Raw genomic sequence first — 20,619 nt, 5'->3', positions numbered from 1 at the left:
CATCTGAATCAGTCACCAGCCCACAATTGCACCGTAGCTCGCATTCCCCCGACGAATCGCTCGCCCAGGGCGGTCAAAGATCCCGACGTGGCGAGCGTTTGGATGGCGTCCGCCGTGGCCTCGCGCCAGTGCAGGAATCGCGCCGTCGCCGACTCGGCGGAAGCCCCGGTCAGGGCATGTCTGCGCACCCTCCAGAAATCGGTGACGGCCATATGCGCGTAGGCCCCCTGCAAGAGACCGTCGAGCGGCCGTGGATCCTTTCGCCAGGCCGCTCGATAGAGCGTGACGTCGTTCTCGTCGTACAGATCAAGAAGATCGAAAATCGCCCCGAGCTTGACGTGCTGGAATTCGTGGATCATCAGCAGGGCGAGTTGCTCGGGACCGGCGGGCAGCGCGACGCCGATCGCGCCGAAAGCCTGCCTCGCGGTCGCGCTGACCTGGCTGCCGTCGCGCGAGGCCTCCAGCGGGGTCAGCACCCGCAGTCCCGCGGTCAGCGCGGGCAGATAGGCGGGGTGGTCCCGCTGGATCAGCTCCCAGGCGCCGGCGAACATCTCCCGCCACCCGGCCAGGCGCCCTGCGGAAAGGCGTGACGAGACCCGCAGGTCGTAGCAGTCCCTGAAGGGGTCGACGTCGTCCAGCACCACGGCCATCCCGCCGGCGGTCAGCAGGCGATGCGGATGCCACCCGTACGTCGCGACGGGCTCGCCGGGACGGATGTCCCAGTGCCGGTCGCCGGACGTGACGGTGAACGCGCCGGGCCGGGTCTCGACGATCGCCTCTCCCACCTGGCCGGTCGCCACGGAGCCCAGCGTCGGCAGGTAAAGCGCGTCGCCGGGTACCGAGACCGTCAGCCGCGTGGTCACACCCGCCCGGACGGCGGCGGCCGCGGCGATGTTGGCCAGATATCCCGTTTCGGCCGTCGCCCGGCGGCCCTGTTCGAGGCATCCGACGGACCAGACGCGTACATAGGGGTGGTCCAGCACCTCCTGGACCGTACCGGGGTGCTCGCGGTCGAGCACGGTGAGCAGCTTCCACGCCTCCGACACGGCGGGACCGGCCATCTCGTTCACCGACGCGACCAGCGCGCGGCGGAGGCTCTTCTGCGATTCGGCGAGGACCGCGAGCGCGTCGCCACCGCCGTAGCCCGACGCCAGGGCGTCCAGGTCGGCGAGCGGGATCGCGTGCGTCGCGGGAGCGCCGCCCGCTTCGTCCCGCACCCGGGTGCGGGAACGGACGTGCGTGATGAGCTTCATGAGGTCCGCGCAGTACACGCTCGGATTGAGGAACCCGCTGCCGGTCCGGTAGCGGTGGGCGTACAGGCCGCCGCCGCAGCTCTCGACCACGGGGCACGCCCGGCAGGTGTCACAGAGCCCTTCCAGCCCTCCCAGGTGGCCCGACATCCTGGGAGAGCGGGCCGCCTCGTCGAGACTGTGGCCGAAGACGTCGCGTCCGGTGGACGGAGCCCCGTCGAAGGCGGTCTTGAGCGAGTCGGCCTGCTCGTACTCCCCGTCGGTCTCGATGACGACGAGATCGCACTCGTCCACCCCCAGGGCCTCCGTGAGGCTGTTCCCCCCCTGGCTCGTACGGACGATGGACTCGAAGATGCGCATACGAACCGGTTGACCGTCCTTGACCCACCGATCGAAGATGCCGATCAGCCAGTCGGCGTAGGAGGTGGCGTCCCCATCCGGGCGCATCGGAGGGTGGTCCCAGGTCGCCTGCGGCAGCAGGAAGTCGACCATCGGCGGCTGGAGGGCGACGAGCGCCTCGTAGACCGCCACCGGGTCGTTCCTGACGTCGATCGTGCAGAGCAGTCCCGCGTAGATGCCCCGGTACTTTCCGCGCAGCAGGTTGACCGCGCGCACCACCCGGTCGTAGCTTCCACGGCCGTCGGCGTAACGACGGTGCAGGTCGTTGGCCGGGCGATCACCGTCCAGGGAGACGCCCACACGGACGTCGTTCGCGGCGAAGATCTCGCAGAACTCCTCGTCGAGTGTCACGCCGTTCGTGTGGACGCGCAGATCGACTTCACAAATTCCGCGCATCGCACGGCGAATGCCGATGATCGCTTCTTCGAGAAAAGCGTGGCCCGCCAGAAGGGGCTCTCCACCGTGCAGGACCACGTGGACGGCGGGTAACGCGTGTGCCCGCGCGTGCTCCGCGATGCGAGCGGTCGCCGCCGCCAGGGTCTCCCGAGAGATGATTTTGGGGCGGCGGCGCCAGCTCTGGTCCGCGTGTTCATATACATAGCAATGATCACACGCGAGGTCACACCTGCTCGAAACCTTGAGCACGAACTGCCGGAACGGCACGACGGGCTCCCTAGAATCCCTCGGCCGGCCGATCAGACAGAGGAGTTGAAAGCCGCGACAGAGACCCGCCGCAGGTCCGTCGACGCTGCCAGGACCCTCAACGTGACCGCTTCGAGTCCGGCCACCTCGGCCAGAGGGATATCTTGTAGATCCTTGATCTTCGAGGGAAGTATTGGGGTGCTGTCTCCAGAGATCCTCATGCCTTTACCGTTCTGCTTCGGGGCCGGGAAATATCCGCGAGCGAGCTTCGAATCGTGGAAACACCTTTGCATGCGATGAGGCTGTCACGCCGCAGGCGTACGACGCAGAGGTGAGGGCTCCACGTGCGTGCCGAAACAGTCGATCATGAGGCGTCCAGATCGACTGATATTTTTGACATTACTACCCAAGATTCGTTTTTGCACCCCAGAAAGTGGGATCTCACTTTACGTACACAGTGGCCGTCGCGGCACTGGCCGGTCGCGATTCCCCGCGACCTTTTCTCCTGCCGGGGCCGTGCCGGAGGGAGTGCGGCGGGCCGTGACCGCCCGGAGGGCGCGGCGGCGTCCGCGCCGGCCGAGAGTCCGCGCGGCGGGTCCCGGGGGGCCGCCGGCGGCGGGCGTGCGGGACTCGACTCGGTTGGTCAGAAGTCATTGACGGGGCAAGCACCTGCGGGTAGGTTCCTAGCTAATTAAAAGGAAAGCTTCCTAAAAGTAACGTCGCAACTTCGAGGTAGGAAGGTCGCCGACGTGTCGCGATCCCCACCACCCCCCTCGTGACCGCCCCGGCAGGAAACTCCCGGCGATCGGCCGGCACCGCCGCCCCTCGCTTCCGCGAGGCACGCCGGCTCAGTAGATACGTCCAGATCGACCCCCCTTTCGCATCCGCCCGATGGACGTGGAGCACACACACATGAAACACAGGTTCGCCAAAGTCTTGATAGCAGCGGGCGCACTGCTACTCCCGCTCAGCACAGCGGTGGCGTTCGGCCCCAGCGCCTCGGCCACGGTCACCACCACGAGCCGCGTCGCCCTCGCGGCCCCGGCGTGGGCTCCGAACACGGCCTACACCGTGGGCACCCTGGTCTCCTACAACGGCGTGGACTACCGGTGCGTCCAGAGCCACACCTCCCTGGTCGGCTGGGAGCCGCCGAACGTGCCGGCGCTCTGGACGCCGGTGACCGGCGGCGGTGACACCACCGCTCCGAGCGCGCCCGGCAACCTGCGGTCCACGGCGACCACCTCCACCAGCGTCTCGCTGGCGTGGAACGCCTCCACCGACAACGTGGGCGTCACCGGCTACAACGTCTACCGGGGCACCACCCTGGTCACCACCGTCACCGGCACCACCTACACCGACGGCGGCCTCACGGCGAACACGGCGTACTCGTACACGGTGAAGGCGCGCGACGCCGCGGGCAACCTCTCGGCGGCCAGCAACACGCTCAGCGTCACCACCCCGGGCAGCGGAGGCGGCGACACGACGGCGCCCAGCACGCCCGGCAACCTGCGGTCCACCGGCACCACGTCCTCCAGCGTCTCGCTGGCGTGGAACGCCTCCACCGACAACGTGGGCGTCACCGGCTACAACGTCTACCGGGGCGGCACCCTGGTGACCACCGTCACCGGCACCACCTACGAAGACGGCGGCCTGGCGGCGAGCACCGCCTACACCTACACCGTCCGCGCGCGCGACGCGGCCGGGAACCTGTCGGCCAACAGCAACCAGATCAGCGCCACCACCCAGAGCGGCGGAGGCGGTGGCGGCGGGAACAAGCTGCTCGGCTACTTCGTCGAGTGGGGCATCTACGGGCGCAACTACCACGTCAAGAACATCGAGACGAGCGGCTCGGCCTCCAAGCTCGGCTACATCAACTACGCCTTCGGCAACGTGACCAACGGCCAGTGCGCGATCGGCGACAGCTACGCCGACTACGACCGTGCCTACAGCGCCGCCGAGAGTGTGGACGGCGTCGCCGACACGTGGGACGCCGGCGCGCTGCGCGGCAGCTTCAACCAGTTGCGCAAGCTCAAGGCCAAGCACCCCGGCCTCAAGGTGATCTGGTCCTTCGGCGGCTGGACCTGGTCCGGCGGCTTCGGCCAGGCCGCGGCCAACCCGACGGCCTTCGCCAACTCCTGCTACAACCTGGTCGAGGACCCGCGCTGGGCCGACGTGTTCGACGGCATCGACATCGACTGGGAGTACCCCAACGCCTGCGGCCTGAGCTGCGACACCAGCGGGGCGGCCTCGTTCAAGAACCTGATGTCGGCGCTGCGCACGCGCTTCGGGTCGAACAACCTGGTCACCGCGGCCATCACGGCCGACGGCACCTCGGGCGGGAAGATCGACGCCGCCGACTACGGAGGCGCCTCGCAGTACGTCGACTGGTACAACGTCATGACGTACGACTACTTCGGGGCATGGGCGGCGGCCGGGCCGACCGCGCCGCACTCGCCGCTGAACTCCTACACCGGCATCCCGACCCCGGGCTTCTACTCCGACGCGGCCATCCAGAAGCTCAAGAGCAAGGGCGTCCCCTCCAGCAAGCTGCTCCTCGGCATCGGCTTCTACGGCCGAGGGTGGACCGGCGTCACGCAGAGCGCTCCGGGCGGCACGGCCACCGGCGCCGCGCCGGGCACCTACGAGGCGGGCATCGAGGACTACAAGGTCCTGAAGACCAGGTGCCCCGCGACGGGCACCGTGGCGGGCACGGCCTACGCCTACTGCGGCAACCAGTGGTGGAGCTACGACACCCCGAGCACCATCGCGGGGAAGATGAGCTACGCCAAGAACCAGGGCCTCGGCGGCTCCTTCTTCTGGGAGCTCACCGGGGACACCACCGGCGGTGAGCTGATCACCGCGATGAGGAACGGGCTGGGCTAGGCGCGGCGGGGGGCCGGGGAGCGCGGGCACGGGCCCGCCTCCCCGGCCTTCGGCGTCCGAGGAGTCAGATGGAGACCTTGCCGATCAGGGCGGGCAGCTCCGCGAGCCGGACCTCCCGGCAGGCCGCCTCCACGAGCAGGAGCTCAAGGCCGCGCAGGTAACGTTCCATGGCCTCGGGCCGGAGGAAGGCCGTGTCCGCCGTGAGGGAGATCCCGAGCCCGGCGGGCTCGTCGGTCACGTGCAGGCAGAACCGGCAGTTCAGCTGGTCGAGCTTGACGGGCCAGGTCACGGTGGTCTCGTCCAGCAGTGCCCGCGTCGCGGCCTCCTCGTGCTCGACGGCCACGATGCGCGGCTGCTCCGCGAACCGCTGGTCGTTGAAGCAGCAGTACGGATGGATCGTGGTCCCCCGGTCGCCGCTCGCGGACTCGACGACCTTCCGCAGCTCCAACGGGTCGAACCTGGTGTGCTTGTACGCGCGCAGGGACGACGCCCACGCCGAGCGCAGGAGGCCCTCGAAGGTCTCCTCGCCGAGGCCGAGGACGAACAGGCCGTCCTGCGCGAGCGGCGTCACCACGTCCCGGTCGCGCACGTGGAAGCGGTTGCCGACGACGGGCAGCATGGCGCACGTTTCGTGCCCGGTCACCTGGCCCACCATCGCGGCGGCCCCCGCGAGCAGCGCGGTCGTCCCGCTCACGCGGTGCCGGCCGGAGATGACCCGTACGGCGGCGTCCATGGCGCTGGACGTCATCGCCACCCGCCAGAACCTCGGCGCGAGGGGCGGCCCGGCGGGGGTGCCGAACATGGAGGGCGGGATCCGGCGGTACTCCCGGTCCCAGAAGGCCAGCGCCGAGGAGGAGACGCGCGCGCCGGCGGGCGAGTGCTGCTCGCGGGCGAGGTCGAGCGGCTGGCGCGGCGGCGGTCCGGGAACGGCTCCCCGGCGCAGGAGCAGCCGCAGGTCCCGTACGACGACGTCGGCGCCGTGGCCGTCGGCGGCCAGGTGGCAGAAGACGAGCACCACGGCGCGGACGTCACCCTCGCAGGTCACAAGCCCGATCCGCAGCGGCCATTCGGCGCGGTAGTCGAAGGTCGGCCCGGCGAGCCGGTCGCGCAGGTCGTCGGCGGCCCGCTTGAGGTCCGGCGCGGAGGACTCCACGACCTCGGCTTCGAGGACCCCGGAGCCCGCCACGTCCTGCCACACTTCGCCGCCGACGTCGCGGAGCCTCGTACGCAGGGACTCGTGGCGGGCGACGAGCTTCGCCAGCGCGTCCAGCACGTCCTGTGGCGGGCGCGGTGAGATCGCGACGACCCGGCCGAAGTTGAAGTAGTGGTCGCTCGGCATCGTGCGGCACATGGCGAGCCAGATCGACCGCTGGCCCCAGGTGAGCGGGGCGGTCCCCGAACGCTCGCCCTCGAACGCGAACTCCATCCTCATCCGCTCACCGGCCGCGCGGACAGGACGCCGAGGATGTGGCCCACCAGGGAATCCAGGGAGTCGAGGAAGTCCACGTCGCCACCGAGGTCGATCTCCACGCCGAGCTCCTCCTCGATCGCGTCGAGCAGCCGCAGGGTCGTCAGCGAGGTCACGCCGAGCGCCGTGAACGATCCGCCCGACCGGAGGACCTCCTCCGAGGTGATCTCCCCGTCGGAGGCGGCCGCCACCATGCCGGCGACGCGCCGCCTCATCGCGTCGCCTCCGGGGTCGTCCCGCGTCACGCCCGTCATGTCGCCACCGGGGTCGTTCCGCGTCACGTCCGTCATGTCGCCTCCGCTCGGAGAAGCCTGATCGCCTCGACCACGCCGTCGATGGTGGGGCTGTCGAAGAAGACGTCCAGATCGACGTCCACGCCGAGGTGCTTGCGGATGCGGCCGGCGATCTGCGTCACGGTCAGCGAGTGGCCGCCGAGGTCGAACAGGTCCTCGTCCGGGCGGATGCCGTCGATCCTCAGCACCTCCTCCCAGATGCGGGTGACGTCGGCGACCAGGGGATCGGCCTCGGCCGGTGGCGGGGACGCCTCCTCGGTTCGCGAGGGCGGATCGGGGAGGGCCGCGCGGTCGAGCTTCCGCGCCGGTGTCAGCGGCAGGCGGTCGAGGTGGACGAAGACTCCCGGCACCATGACGCCCGGAAGGACCCGCGCCAGATGCTCCCGCAGGGCCGCCGTCTCCGGCGGGACGCCCGCGTCCGGCCCGGTCTTCGGCACGACGTAGGCGACCAGGCGCTGGTCGCCGGGGCGCAGGACCACGGCGGCCTCGGCGACGAGCGGATGCGCGAGCAGCCTGGCCTCGATCTCGCCCAACTCCACGCGGTGCCCGCGGATCTTGACCTGGCCGTCCGCCCTGCCGAGGAACTCGATGAGCCCGTCCGGCCGCCTCCTGCCGAGGTCCCCCGTGCGGTAGAGGCGCGAGCCCGGCGGCCCGTACGGGTCGGCGACGAAACGCTCGGCCGTCAGCGCCGGGCGGTCCAGGTACCCGCGTGCCACCCCCGCTCCCCCGACGCAGATCTCGCCCGGCACCCCCGCCGGTACGGGCGCCAGCCGCTCGCCGAGGAGGTGGACGCGGGTGTTGGCGAGCGGGACGCCGATCGTGACCTCGTCCGGCTCCTCGGGGATCTCGGCGATCGCCGACCACACCGTGGTCTCGGTCGGGCCGTACACGTTCACCAGGCGGCCCACCCGTCCGCGAAGCTCGCGTGCCAGCGGCAGCGGCAGGGGTTCGCCTCCGCTGAGGGCAACGAGGCCCGGCTCGTCCAGGCCCGCGTCCAGCAGGAGCCGCCAGCTCGACGGGGTCGCCTGGACGTGGGAGACGGAACGGTCCCTGATCAGACGGCGCAGCGCGGCGCCGTCCCTCGTGCTCGCCTCCGGCACGACGACGACCCGCCCGCCCGTGATGAGCGGCAGCAGGAGCTCCAGCGCCGAGATGTCGAACGCCAGGGTGGTCAGCCCGAGCCACACGTCGCCGTCGCCCGCCCCGAGCTCGTCGCGCATCGCCAGCAGCAGGTTGGTCAGCGAGCGGTGCTCCACCTCGACGCCCTTGGGGCGGCCGGTGGACCCGGAGGTGTAGATGACGTACGCGAGGTCGCCGGGCGCAGGGGGCTCGGGCCGTACGGCCGCGACGGGCCACGACGCCAGATCGCCGAGCTCCAGCACCGGGACCGTCCCCCAGGGGAGGTCCGGGATCCCGGTGACGCAGGGCGGGTCGGTGAGCCGCTCGCGCCCGAGGACCAGCGCGGCCCCCGCGTCCCGCAGGACGAAGGCGAGCCGCTCCTCGGGGTACCCCGGGTCGAGCGGGAGGTAGGCGCCGCCCGCCTTGAGCACGGCGAGCACGGCGGCGACCATCTCCGGCGAGCGTTCCAGGTGGATCGCGACCAGCGTGCCGGGACCCGTCCCGCGCTCGCGCAGCAGCCCGGCCAGCCGGTCGGCCGCCGCGTCCAGCTCGGCGTAGGTCACCTCGCGCTCGCCGCAGACGACGGCGACGGCGTCCGGGGTCGCCTTGGCGCGCTCCTCGAACAGCCGGGTCACGGTGACGTCCGGTACGGGCCGGTCCGTGGCGTTCCACCCGGGAAGCGCCCGCCACTCGTCCGGGGTGAGGATCGGCAGGTCGGCCAGGCGCAGGCCGGCGTCGGCGGTGACGCCGTCGACGAGGGTGCGGAGGTGGCCCGCGAGCGCCTCCACGGTGCCGGGGGCGACGGCGTCCGGGCTGAACTGGAAGCCCAGGGCGAGCCCGCCGGAGGAGTCGACCGCCTGGAGGTGCAGCGTGTTGCGGGCGGCGCCGCTGAACACCGTCCAGTCGATGGTGACGTCCAGGCCGGGGAAGACAGGGTCGGGGTCGCGTTCGCGGTAGCTGAGCGAGACGGGGGCGAGCGCGGCGCGCGGCGAGAGGCCGCCGACGGCCTGGGTGAGGGGCACCCGGCGGAACCGGTACAACTGCCGCAGCTCATCGCGGACGGACCGGGCGAACTCGGCGAACGACATGTCGAGCGCGGGCCGGGTCACGACCGGGAGCTCGTTCACGAACAGGCCCGCCTGGTCGCGGGCCTGCGGGGTCCGGGTGGACACGTCGACCGCGACGACGACCTGCTCGTTGCCGTACCGGCGCAGCAGCGCGTGCAGGCAGGCGAGCAGGAACTCGAAGCCGGTCACCCCGAGGGAGGTGGCGGCGGGGGCGATGTCGTCCAGGACGACCTCGATCACCTGCCCCGGCTCCGCCGCCCGTACGGCGCGCGCGGGGCCGGGCAGGATCGGCTGCGGCGGGTCCGTCCAGCGCTGCCGCCAGAAGGCGGCGGCCTCGTCGCGGAGCGCGGCGACCTCCTCGCGCTCGCTCTCGACGTGCTCGCCGTAGGAGTGCGCGAGCTCGGGCAGCCCGGCGGGCGTTCCGGTGACGCGCTCCCGGTAGCAGGCGGCGAGGTCGCGTACCAGGACGTCCTTGGACATGCCGTCGAAGACCAGGTGGTGGGCGGTGAAGACGACCTGGTGACGCACCGGGCTCAGCGTGATGATCGCGAAGCCCGCCAGGGGCCCCCGCGTGAGGTCGAAGGGCCGCTCGACGTGCGCACGTACGGCCTCACCGGACTGGCCGGCGAGCACGACGGACGGGGGGACCTCGGCGGGGACGAGGCGAAGGTCCCCGTCCACCTCGGCCGGCACGGTGCCGAGCAGGGGGTGGCGGGCCAGGACGGCCTCACACGCGTCGCGCATCGCCGCCACGTCGAGGCCGCCCTCGAACGTCATGACCAGGGGCATGCGGTACGCGGAGCCGGCCGCGCCCGTCCGCTCGGTGATCCAGATCCCGTGCTGGGCGGGCGAGGCGGGGAGATGGGTGTCAAGGGGAGTCCGCTGCATCGTCGCCTTCCGGGGTGGCGAGGAGGGTACGCAGCTCGCGCTTGAGTACCTTCCCCGCGGTGTTCTTGGGCAGGGACGGGAGAACCGTCCATCGGGTCGGCAGTTCGTGGTTGGCGAGCCGGCCCGTGAGGAAGGCGCGCAGCTCGACGGGTGTGGTGTCGTGGCGGCAGACGAGGGCCGCCGCGACGGCCGAACCCATCACCGGATGCGGCACCCCGAACACGGCGGCCTCGACCACCGCCGGGTGCTCGTGCAGCGCGGCCTCGACGCGCAGGGTCGAGATCTTGAACGCGCCGGACTTGACGATGTCGCTCTCCCTGTCGAGCAGATAGAGGTACCCGTCGTCGTCCAGGTAGCCGATGTCGCCCATGCGCACCCATCCGTCGCGGAACACCGCGCCGGGGGCGTCGCGGTCCCGGTGGTAGCCACGCGGCGCGGCCGGTGAGCGCAGCCAGACCTCCCCGGCCGTCCCCGGCGGGACGGGGCCCTCACCGCCCGAGATCATGAGCGAACCGCCGGACGCCGGGCGGCCCACCGAGTGAGGGCGCTCGGGATCGAAGACCATGGTCGTCTGGGCGGGGGCGGCCTCGGTCGAGGTGTAGTAGTTCACGATCGTCGCCCGAGGGAACGCCTCCGTCAGCGCGACGGCGACGGACGGGGCCAGCGCCGCCGCCGTCGATCCAAGCAGCAGCACGCTCGACAGGTCGTACTTCTCGGCGACCTTCGCGTTGAGCAGCTCGATCGCCATGGACGGCACGAGGAACACGGTGCCGGCCCGGTAGGACTCGATGAGGCGGGCGAAGCGGGCGGCCGTGAAGCGCGGCAGGGTCAGCGCGCCCGGACGGGCGTCCAGCGTGTTGATCAGCATGGTCTGCGCCGCGTTGGTGCCGATAGGGAAGGCGTGGAGGAAGTGGCGCGAGTGGGCCAGCGGGCGGCGGCGGGCGTCGCGCGAGCAGCCGAAGGTGAGGTTCGCGTGGCTCGCCACCACGCCCTTCGGCTCCCCGGTCGTGCCCGAGGTGTAGAGGATCTGGGCGGGATCGCCCGGCTGGACGGGCACGCCGGCACCCGGGGGCGTGACCGGTCCGTCCGGCCCGGCCAGGTCTGGGAGGGTCACCGTCCAGAGCCCCGAGGGCGGCACGCTCCTGCCGGAGCCGTGGACGGCGCACACGGCGGAGCTGTGCGACAGGAGCCGGTGGAGCTCGGCGGGAGGCAGGCCGGCGGACAGCGGCACGGCGACGCCGCCGGCCCTCTGCGCGGCGCAGTAGGCGATCGCGTAGTCGATCCACTCGTTCTCGCCGAAGACCAGGCCGACCCGGTCACCCGCCCGCAGCCCCCGTTCGAGCAGTCCCCGTGCCGCGGCGTCCGAGCGGCGGTCCCATTCTCCGAACGTCAGCGAGCCGACGCCGTGGACGGTCAGCGCGACCGCGCCGGGGTCGGCCGTGGCGCGAGCGGACAGCAGGCCCGGAACCGTCAGCGTGGCGGACCGGCCGCGAGCCGAGCCCGGTTGTGCGGCACGCACTGTGCACCTCCGAGGAATGGGCGCGTGCGAAACGACGGCGGCGCCCGGGCCGACGCGCCTTGCGTCAAAGGACGACTGTTTCCCCTGGATAAAACGTTTGGCTCCCCGAAGCGCCCGGCCAGTGGGACCCCGAGGCTCGCACCGCGTCACGCGGTCTTTTCGGGTCACGGAGAAACCTGGCTGGGAGCGCTGCCATATTGCTTCCCCCGCCGCCGCCCTGTCAAGGCCGCTTCGGCGGAAACCCCTGTGGGCACGGGGTTCTCGCACCGGACGTCCCGCGGCCGGACACTTCGCGGATAAGCGTCGGCGGTTGACAATTCCTATTTCCCGTTCATAGCGTACGGTCCATTGATCAGACCGCTATATGCGCGTTTCCTCGCGCAGCCGCCGAGGCGATATAGCCGCATATCCGCCGACCCCCGAGCCGCCTCCACCGACGAGGAACCGGACCGTGTGAAAGACGGGTTCACCATGCCCGCACCATCGACGCCCGAGGGCCCCGGGGACGGCGTCTCACTGTCGTCCAGCCGCCGGGCCCTGCTCGCACGACGGCTCGCCTACCGGCCGCCCCTCGCGGAGGGCGCGCCGGCCCTGCAGGACGCCCCGGGCCCGGAGGACGCCGCGCCGCCGATCGACGAGTTCCCGCTGTCGGCGGGCCAGGAACGGGTGTGGTTCCTCCAGCGGTTCGACCCCTCCGACGCGTCCTTCAACATCTTCGTCACCGAGCGCCTGCGCGGCCCGCTGGACACCGGCGCCCTCGGTCGCGCGCTGGACGCGATCGTCGCCCGGCACGGCACGCTTCGCACCCGCTTTCGCGGCGAGGGGCGTCCCGTGCAGCAGGTGATGCCCGCGACGCCGCTCCCCGTCGAGCACCTCGACCTCTCGGCCCTCCCCGCCGCCGACCGCGAGAGGCGGGCGCGGGAACTGGTGGCCGAGCGGACGAACCGGCCCTTCGACCTCGGCCGGGCGCCGCTGCTGCGGGTCTCCCTGATCCGCCTGTCCGCCCGGGAACACGTGCTCTGCCTGGTCGTCCATCACATCGTGGCCGACGGATGGTCGCTCACCGTGCTCTACCGCGAGCTGGCCACGCTGTACGAGGCCTTCCGCGAGGGCCTGCCGTCGCCGCTGCCGGAACTCCCCCTCCAGTACGCCGACCACGTGCGCGCTCCTCGCGACGACGAGGCGGCCGGTCTGGCGTACTGGAAGGAACGGCTCGCGGGGCTGCCCACGCTCGACCTGCCGGCCGACCGGCCCCGGCCGGCGGTGAGGACCTCGCGTGGCGACGTCCACGTCCTGCGGGTACCCCTTGAGGTGGCCGAAGGCGTCGAGCGGGTCGCACGCGCGCATCGCTGCACGCCGTTCATGACCCTGCTCGCCGCCTACGAGGTGCTGCTCTGCCGCCACACCGGCCAGGCCGGCTTCGCCGTCGGGACCTCGATCGCCGGCCGCGCCGATCCGGACCTGGAGCCCGTGATCGGGTTCTTCTCCAGCACGCTGGTGCTCCGCGCCGACCTCGACGGGGACCCTTCGTTCGCCGACCTCCTGCGCAGGGTGCGCAAGGACGCGCTGGGCGCCTACGGCCACCAGGCGGTGCCGTTCGAGCGGCTGCTGCCGGAGCTGCGGATCCCCCGGGACCTCAGCCGCACCCCGCTGTTCCAGACGATGTTCATCCAGCAGAACCAGGCCGACACCGGGCACGGGCGGCTGGCGCTCGGCGGCCTTGAGGTGGAGCCCTTCGACCCGGGCTTCCGGTACAGCAAGATGGACCTGTCGGTGGACGTCACCCGTGACGCCGAGGGCCTGTTCGCCGCGTTCACCTACAACACCGACCTGTTCGACGCCCCGGCCATCGCCCGCCTGGCCCGCCGCTACGAGAGGGTGCTGAGGTCGGTCGTGGCGGATCCCGCCGAGCGGGTCTCGCGGCTGTCGTTCCTGCCGCCGGACGAGCGCGAGGAGATCACGCGCGCCTAGCTACCAGTCTTGGGAGATGCCGGACATGCGCCGGAGGTACTCGTCCTCGTCGATCTCCCCGGCGGCGTAGCGCCGCTTGAGGATCTCCTTGGGATTGTCGGCGGCGGGCGGCTCCGCCGTACGCCTCTGCGGGGTCCAGGTCCAGGTGCGCACCAGCACGAGCACGCAGGAGACGATGATGATCAGCCCGAAGAGCAGCAGCAGGGTTTTCACGCCAACCTCCCATTCCCTGCGATCTCGGGGCCCTCGCGCGCTCCCATTCTCGCAGCTTCGCCGACCTTAGCCGGGGCCTCTCCGCGCGACAATCGGTGTGCGGAGCATGCACAATCGTCCCCGAACCTCAAGCGAAGGCGGATCAGGATCGTGACGATCTCCATTCATCAGCAGATCGCCGAGGAGCTCGGCGTGCGTGAGCGCCAGGTGAAGGCCGCCGTCGAGCTGCTCGACGGCGGCGCCACCGTGCCGTTCATCGCCCGCTACCGCAAGGAAGCGACCGAGATGCTCGACGACGCGCAGCTGCGCACGCTCGAAGACCGGTTGCGCTACCTGCGTGAGCTGGAGGAGCGGCGCACGGCGATCCTGGAGTCGATCCGCTCCCAGGGCAAGCTCGACGAGGCGCTCGAAGCGCAGATCATGGCCGCCGACTCCAAGGCGCGCCTGGAGGACATCTACCTCCCTTACAAGCCCAAGCGCCGCACCAAGGCGCAGATCGCCCGTGAGGCGGGGCTGGAGCCGCTGGCCGACGGGCTGCTCGCCGACCCCTCGGTCGACCCGCAGGCGGCAGCCGCCGCCTTCGTCGACGCGGAGAAGGGCGTCGCGGACGCCGCCGCCGCGCTGGAGGGCGCGCGGGCCATCCTGATCGAGCGCTTCGCCGAGGACGCCGACCTCATCGGCGGCCTGCGCGAGCAGATGTGGTCGCGTGGCCGCCTGGTGGCCCGGGTCAGGGACGACAAGCAGGAGGCGGGCGCCAAGTTCTCCGACTACTTCGACTTCGCGGAGCCCTTCACCAAGCTGCCCTCCCACCGCATCCTCGCGATGTTCCGTGGCGAGAAGGAGGAGGTCCTCACCCTCACGCTGGAGCCCGAGGAGGCGCCCGCCGAGGACGGCCCGAGCACCTACGAGCAGCGCATCGCGCGGCGCTTCGACGTCGCCGACCGGGGCAGGCCCGCCGACCGCTGGCTGCTCGACACCGTGCGCTGGGCCTGGCGCACCCGCGTCCTCGTCCACCTCGGCATCGACCTGCGCATGCGCCTGTGGCAGGCCGCCGAGGAGGAGGCGGTGCGCGTGTTCGCCACCAACCTGCGCGACCTGCTGCTCGCCGCGCCCGCGGGCACCCGCCCGACAATGGGCCTCGACCCCGGCCTCCGTACGGGCGTGAAGGTCGCCGTCGTGGACACGACCGGCAAGGTCGTCGCCACCGAGACGATCTACCCGCACGAGCCGAGACGCCGCTGGGACGAGTCGATCGCCGTCCTCGCTCGCCTGGCCCGCGAGCACCACGTCGAGCTGATCGCGATCGGCAACGGCACCGCCTCGCGCGAGACCGACAAGCTCGCCGGCGACCTCATCAAGCAGCAGCCCGACCTCAAGCTCACCAAGATCGTCGTCTCGGAGGCCGGGGCCTCGGTCTACTCGGCCTCCGCCTACGCCTCGCAGGAGCTACCCGGCCTCGACGTGTCGCTGCGCGGCGCGGTGTCCATCGCCCGCAGGCTCCAGGATCCCCTGGCCGAGCTGGTCAAGATCGATCCCAAGTCGATCGGCGTCGGGCAGTACCAGCACGACCTGTCGGAGACCAAGCTCTCACGCTCGCTCGACGCCGTCGTGGAAGACTGCGTGAACGCCGTCGGCGTCGACGTCAACACCGCCTCCGCGCCGCTGCTGACCCGCGTCTCGGGCATCGGCTCCGGGCTCGCCGAGAACATCGTGCTGCACCGCGACGCCAACGGGCCCTTCCGGTCGCGCCGCGCGCTCAAGGACGTGCCCCGGCTCGGCCCGAAGGCGTTCGAGCAGTGCGCCGGCTTCCTGCGCATCCCCGGCGGGGACGACCCCCTCGACTCCTCCAGCGTGCACCCCGAGGCGTACCCGGTGGTGCGGCGCATCATCAGCGCGGCCGGCGGCGACCTGAAGACCCTGATCGGCAACGGCGCCGTGCTGCGCTCGCTCCGGCCCGCCGACTTCGCCGACGACACCTTCGGCCTGCCGACCGTCACCGACATCCTCAAGGAGCTGGAGAAGCCGGGCCGCGACCCGCGACCCGCCTTCAAGGCCGCGACCTTCAAGGAGGGCGTGGACAAGATCTCCGACCTTTCGCCCGGCATGCTGCTGGAGGGCGTCGTCACCAACGTCGCCGCCTTCGGCGCCTTCGTCGACGTCGGCGTGCACCAGGACGGCCTCGTCCACGTGTCCGCCATGTCCAGGACCTTCGTGAAGGACCCGCGTGAGGTCGTGAAGCCGGGCGACATCGTGCGGGTGAAGGTGCTCGACGTCGACATCCCCCGCAAGCGCATCTCCCTCACCCTCCGCCTCGACGACGAGGCCACGGGCCGTACGGGCGACCAGGCCGCGGGCCGTACGGGCGACCAGGCCGGGGGCCGGGGCGGCGGGCAGCCCGCGGGCCGTGCCGGAGGCCGGAACGCCCAGGCGGGGGACGCCGACCGCAGGGGCGGCAAGAAGCCGGGGCCGGGCCAGCGCGGCGGCGGAGGCCAGCCCCGGCAGGACCGGGGCGGTTCGAGCGGCGGCGGCGCGCTCGCGGAGGCCCTCCGCAAGGCCGGCCTCGACAAGGGCCTCAAGTAACCCGATCAGCGACCGTGCCGGGCGCCTGCGAGCCGCGCCCGGCACGGTCTCCGAGGCCGCAGGGAGGACCTGCGTTCGGAAGGCGATGAATCGAACGGATACCCTTCGGCTGTTCGTAAACCGTCAACCGCCCACGTAGGGGAACGTCATGACGCAGGCTCCCGTCAAGGTCACCGTCACCGGCGCCGCCGGCCAGATCGGCTACGCGCTGCTCTTCCGCATCGCCTCAGGCCACCTGCTCGGCCCGGACGTGCCGGTGCGGCTGAGCCTTCTGGAGATCCCGCAGGCCGTCAAGGCCGCCGAGGGCACGGCCATGGAGCTCGACGACTGCGCGTTCCCGCTGCTCCAGGGCATCGACATCAGCGACGACGCCAACGCGGCCTTCGAGGGCGCCAACGTCGCGCTCCTGGTGGGCGCCCGCCCGCGCACCGCCGGCATGGAGCGCGGCGACCTGCTCCAGGCCAACGGCGGCATCTTCGGGCCGCAGGGCAAGGCGATCAACGACCACGCGGCCGACGACGTGCGCGTCCTGGTCGTGGGCAACCCCGCCAACACCAACGCGCTGATCGCGCAGCAGCACGCGCCCGACGTCCCCGCCGAGCGGTTCACCGCGATGACCCGGCTCGACCACAACCGCGCGCTCTCGCAGCTCGCCGCCAAGCTGGACGTCCCCGTGACGGCCATCACCAAGATGACCATCTGGGGCAACCACTCCGCCACGCAGTACCCCGACCTCTACAACGCCGAGGTCAACGGCAAGATCGCGGCCGAGCAGGTCGACGAGGGATGGCTGCGCGACACGTTCATCCCCACGGTCGCCAAGCGCGGCGCCGCGATCATCGAGGCGCGCGGCGCGTCCTCGGCGGCCTCGGCGGCGAACGCGGCCATCGACCACGTCCACGACTGGGTGAACGGCACCCCCGAGGGTGACTGGACCTCCGTGGCGCTCCCGTCCGACGGCTCGTACGGCGTGCCCGAGGGCCTGATCTCGTCGTTCCCCGCCGTCTCCCGCGGGGGCCGCTGGGAGATCGTCCAGGGCGTCTCTCTCAACCAGTTCTCGCGCGAGCGCGTCGACGCCTCGGTGGGCGAGCTGGGCGAGGAGCGCGACGCGGTCAGGCAGCTCGGGCTGATCTGACGGCCGAGGCCATCGGAGCCGTGCCCCGGGATCCGCTCCGATCCCGGGGCGGCACCGCGTCCGCCATCGCGGCCCGCGGCGGCCGACAGCCCGATCAGGGCGAGGATCACGACCTCGGTGACCACCACCAGCCGCTGCGTCAGCCCGGCGGGGACGGCGCCGGGGTCGGCCCCGAACATCCGCACGGCATAGGGCAGCAGCACCAGGACCAGGAAGCACGTGGCGGCCAGGCTCAGCCATCGCAGCAGGCGGGCCCGCCCGCCCTCGCGGGAGGCCACCACCAGCCCCGCGGCGGGCATGGCCACGAAGGCGGCGAAGGCGGCGTACCTGTGGATGCCCCCCGACATCGACAGCGACATCCCCGGCCGGTCCGTGGGAAACGCCGCGATCATCAACATGCAACAGCCCCACGCACCCACCAGCGCCACGGTGGCGCGCTCGGCCCCCTGCCGCGACATCTCGATGGCGAACAGCGCGGAGCCCACGGCGAACAGCGTCAGCGAGGCCGCCAGCAGCCACCCGTGGGGATGGAAGGCGTACTCGCTGATCATGCCTCGGAGCGGGTCCAGGTCGGAGCTCACATGGAGGGCGACCATGGAAGCGGCGCCCCCCGCGAGGGCTGCGAACCCGCCGGCCGTCAAACGATTCGTCATACACGTGACTTTGTCGGCCGGCATGACACACAGGCATCGGAGATCGGCCGGATCGAGCCCTGGAGCGCCCCCGAGCCGACCCCGACGCCGGCCTGCCCGGAAGCGGCCTCAGATCAGGGTCGAGCGCATCTCACCAGGGGAGACGACCCCGGAGCGGACCCGGTCGGCGCTCACCGGCTCCCGGCCACGTCCGCGGAGTCGGCGGGGGCCAGCTCGGGCTCGGAGGCGCGCAGCCAGCGGCAGGCGTACGGGTCCAGGTCGATCTTCACCCGGCCGTCCGCGGAGATCTTCTCGGTCCCGTCGACGAGCAGGTCGGTCAGCACCCGGCCGTCGTCGAGGCCGTCGAGGGTGAGCTCGAAGGACACCTCCTGGCCGGCGAAGTTGTGCAGGGCGACCACGGTCTCCCCGTCGAGGTCCGCGCGATGGGCCAGCACGGACGGCTCCCCCGTGTCCAGCACCGTGTAGTCCCCCCAGGCCAGCTCCGGGCACCCCCGGTACTGCTCGACCAGCTTGGTGATCCACATGAGCAGGGAGTCAGGATCACGGCGCTGGGCGCTGACGTTGACGCGCTCGGGGCCGTACTTGCCCTCGACCAGGGGATTGCGGAACGACTTCGGGTCGGCGGTGGAGAAGCCGCCGTTCCTGTGGGGCGTCCACTGCATCGGCGTCCGTACGGCCTCACGGCCCGCGACCTTCAGGTTCTCCCCCATGCCGATCTCCTCGCCGTAGAAGAGCACGGGCGTGCCCGGCAGGGAGAAGAGCAGGCTGTAGACCATCTTGATCCTGCGCTGGTCGCCGCCGAGCATGGGCGGGAGCCGGCGTCGCAGCCCTCTGCCGTACAGCTGCATGTCATTGTCGGGTCCGAAGGCCGCGAAGACCTCCTGGCGTTCCGCCTCGGTCAGCTTGTCCAGCGTTAGCTCGTCGTGGTTGCGGACGAACGTGGCCCAGTGGCTGTCCCTCGGGGGCGCCGGGCGTTCCCTGAGGGAGTCGGCGAGCGGGCCCGCCTCGCCTCGGGCGAGCGCGAGGTACATGCGCTGCATGCCGATGAAGTCGAAGCACATCGTGACCTCGTCGCCGAGATCGTTGCCGAAGTACTTCAGCAGGTCGGGGTATTCGAGGTTGACCTCGCCGAGGAGCACGGCGCTGCCGTCCCTGCGGTTCATGAACGCCCGCATGTCACGCAGGAATTCGTGTACGTCGGGAAGCTTGCCGTCCTGCCCCTGGCTCGCCGCCTTCCCGGCGTCCTTCTTCTTCGCCGATCGCCCCTTGGCGGCGTCCTCCTTCTTGGAGACGTCCTCCACCAGGAACGGGACGGCGTCGACGCGGAACCCGGAGAGCCCGAGCTCCATCCAGAACCCGAGGATCCTCGCGATCTCGTCGCGCACCTCGGGATTGGCGACGTTGAGGTCGGGCTGGAAGCGGTAGAAGCGGTGGTAGTAGTACTGCTCACTGCCTTTGTCGTACTCCCAGAGGCTCTTCTCCTTGTCGGGGAAGACCACGCCCTTGGGGTCGTCCGGCTCGGGGGTGTCGGACCAGATGTACCAGTCGCGGTAGCGCGAGTCGCGGCTCGACCTCGCGTCCTTGAACCACGGGTGCTCGTCGGAGGTGTGGTTGACGACCAGGTCGGCGATGACGCGGATCCCTCGGTCACGCGCCGTGCGCATGAACTCGACGAACTCCCCGAGCGTGCCCAGCCGGGGGTCCACGCTGTAGAAGTCCGTGATGTCGTATCCGTCGTCACGGTCGGGGCTCGGGAAGAACGGCATCAGCCAGACGCACGTCACTCCGAGCCGTTCGAGGTGGTCGATGTGCTCGGTGGCGCCGCGGAAGTCGCCGATGCCGTCGCCGTCGCCGTCGGCGTAGGTCTCGACGTCGAGGCAGTAGACGACGGCGTTCTTCCACCACAGGTCTGAGGTATGGGTGAGTCTCACCCGCCCGCCTCTACCCCAAGGGACGGCAAACTATCTGCCACGGCCGAGCCGGGGGCGAGAGGTCAGGTAAAAGCTTAGGGCCCGTACCGGTGATGCGGTACGGGCCCAGATGAGAAAGGCTGTCGTCAGATGACGGTAACCTGCTCGGCCTGCGGGCCCTTGGCCCCCTGCACGGTCACGTAGGTGACTCGCTGGTTCTCATCCAGGCTGCGGTAGCCACCGGAGGTGATCGCCGAGTAGTGCACGAACACATCGGCAGTACCGTCGTCCGGAGCGATGAAGCCAAAGCCCTTTTCGGCGTTGAACCACTTGACGGTGCCTTCAGACAACTCTGCTTCTCCTTGTTAGGAGCCTTCACCGTAACGCCAGGTCGGCGGAACGGGGCTGCGTAGCGGACCATACCCTGCATCCACGAAACCGCTGAAGAAGCAGAACGACCGCTGTCAGGAAACTTCCCGCGGGCGCTTTTAAGGAAAAGACGTTCGAGGAAACTACGACTGCAACACGGTCGACCCTACCGGCTGTCCCGCCGAATCACAAACGAATCACGCGTGTCGCGCGCCGCTCGCACATATGCACCTGGGAGACCACAGAAAATACCGATATTT

At 71.0% G+C, this 20,619-nt stretch carries 12 protein-coding genes and 1 pseudogene; 4 read left to right on the top strand and 9 right to left on the bottom strand.

Going from position 1 to position 20,619, the window contains the following annotated elements:
* Positions 1-8: 8 nt before the first annotated feature.
* Positions 9-2,294 carry an FxsB family cyclophane-forming radical SAM/SPASM peptide maturase gene (locus ACGFIV_RS08935; RefSeq protein WP_392833519.1) on the bottom strand — a complete coding sequence of 762 codons (2,286 nt, stop codon included), beginning with the start codon at positions 2,292-2,294 and terminating at the stop codon, positions 9-11.
* A 909-nt stretch (positions 2,295-3,203) separates the two neighbouring features.
* Between ACGFIV_RS08935 and ACGFIV_RS08930 the strand changes: the two genes are divergently transcribed.
* Positions 3,204-5,174, top strand: coding sequence for a glycosyl hydrolase family 18 protein (locus tag ACGFIV_RS08930; RefSeq protein ID WP_358548978.1), 1,971 nt, complete (start codon positions 3,204-3,206; stop codon positions 5,172-5,174).
* A gap of 64 nt (positions 5,175-5,238) precedes the next feature.
* Here the strand turns inward: ACGFIV_RS08930 and ACGFIV_RS08925 are convergent, their stop codons facing one another.
* Genes ACGFIV_RS08925 through ACGFIV_RS08910 form a run of 4 tightly spaced genes read right to left on the bottom strand, consistent with a single transcriptional unit; the run spans position 5,239 to position 11,528 of the window.
* On the bottom strand, positions 5,239-6,606 hold the full coding sequence (locus ACGFIV_RS08925; RefSeq protein WP_392833323.1) for a condensation domain-containing protein: 1,368 nt from the start codon (positions 6,604-6,606) through the stop codon (positions 5,239-5,241).
* Positions 6,603-6,932 carry a phosphopantetheine-binding protein gene (locus tag ACGFIV_RS08920; RefSeq protein WP_392833320.1) on the bottom strand — a complete coding sequence of 110 codons (330 nt, stop codon included), beginning with the start codon at positions 6,930-6,932 and terminating at the stop codon, positions 6,603-6,605. Before ACGFIV_RS08920 ends, ACGFIV_RS08925 begins: the two co-directional genes overlap by 4 nt.
* Positions 6,929-10,009 carry an amino acid adenylation domain-containing protein gene (locus ACGFIV_RS08915; protein WP_392833317.1) on the bottom strand — a complete coding sequence of 1,027 codons (3,081 nt, stop codon included), beginning with the start codon at positions 10,007-10,009 and terminating at the stop codon, positions 6,929-6,931. The genes ACGFIV_RS08920 and ACGFIV_RS08915 overlap by 4 nt, the downstream gene beginning before the upstream one ends.
* A complete protein-coding gene (locus tag ACGFIV_RS08910) occupies positions 9,990-11,528 on the bottom strand; it encodes a class I adenylate-forming enzyme family protein (protein WP_392833314.1) in 1,539 nt (512 codons plus the stop codon). The genes ACGFIV_RS08915 and ACGFIV_RS08910 overlap by 20 nt, the downstream gene beginning before the upstream one ends.
* A 453-nt stretch (positions 11,529-11,981) precedes the next feature.
* Here ACGFIV_RS08910 and ACGFIV_RS08905 point away from each other — a divergent pair, with 453 nt between their 5' ends.
* Complete coding sequence (locus ACGFIV_RS08905; protein ID WP_392833311.1) at positions 11,982-13,499, top strand: condensation domain-containing protein; 1,518 nt, start codon at positions 11,982-11,984, stop codon at positions 13,497-13,499.
* On the opposite strand, the gene ACGFIV_RS08900 is transcribed toward ACGFIV_RS08905, so the two are convergent.
* Complete coding sequence (locus ACGFIV_RS08900; RefSeq protein WP_358548963.1) at positions 13,500-13,712, bottom strand: SHOCT domain-containing protein; 213 nt, start codon at positions 13,710-13,712, stop codon at positions 13,500-13,502.
* A gap of 150 nt (positions 13,713-13,862) precedes the next feature.
* Between ACGFIV_RS08900 and ACGFIV_RS08895 the strand changes: the two genes are divergently transcribed.
* Together ACGFIV_RS08895 and ACGFIV_RS08890 are read left to right on the top strand one after the other, a co-directional pair.
* Positions 13,863-16,292 (top strand): Tex family protein, encoded by a 2,430-nt coding sequence (locus ACGFIV_RS08895; RefSeq protein WP_358548960.1) that lies wholly within the window; start codon positions 13,863-13,865, stop codon positions 16,290-16,292.
* Positions 16,293-16,440: 148 nt separating this feature from the next.
* Positions 16,441-17,427: a malate dehydrogenase gene (locus ACGFIV_RS08890; protein ID WP_358548958.1), complete on the top strand. Its 987-nt coding sequence runs from the start codon at positions 16,441-16,443 to the stop codon at positions 17,425-17,427.
* Between the two features lie 98 nt (positions 17,428-17,525).
* On the opposite strand, the pseudogene ACGFIV_RS08885 reads toward ACGFIV_RS08890, so the two are convergent.
* From ACGFIV_RS08885 to ACGFIV_RS08875, 3 genes and pseudogenes are all read right to left on the bottom strand, one after another.
* Positions 17,526-18,080: pseudogene (locus tag ACGFIV_RS08885) on the bottom strand (DUF998 domain-containing protein); the annotation flags it as partial.
* 170 nt (positions 18,081-18,250) lie between these two features.
* Positions 18,251-20,011, bottom strand: coding sequence for an alpha-amylase family protein (locus ACGFIV_RS08880; RefSeq protein WP_392833306.1), 1,761 nt, complete (start codon positions 20,009-20,011; stop codon positions 18,251-18,253).
* Between the two features lie 125 nt (positions 20,012-20,136).
* Positions 20,137-20,340 (bottom strand): cold-shock protein, encoded by a 204-nt coding sequence (locus ACGFIV_RS08875; protein ID WP_358548954.1) that lies wholly within the window; start codon positions 20,338-20,340, stop codon positions 20,137-20,139.
* Positions 20,341-20,619: the final 279 nt, after the last annotated feature.

It is taken from the genome of Sphaerisporangium sp. NPDC049003 (genome assembly GCF_043197795.1).
In the GTDB taxonomy this organism is placed as follows: Bacteria; Actinomycetota; Actinomycetes; order Streptosporangiales; family Streptosporangiaceae; genus Sphaerisporangium.
Note: the sequence above shows the minus strand (reverse complement) of the source record. Positions and strands in the feature narration are given on the sequence as shown.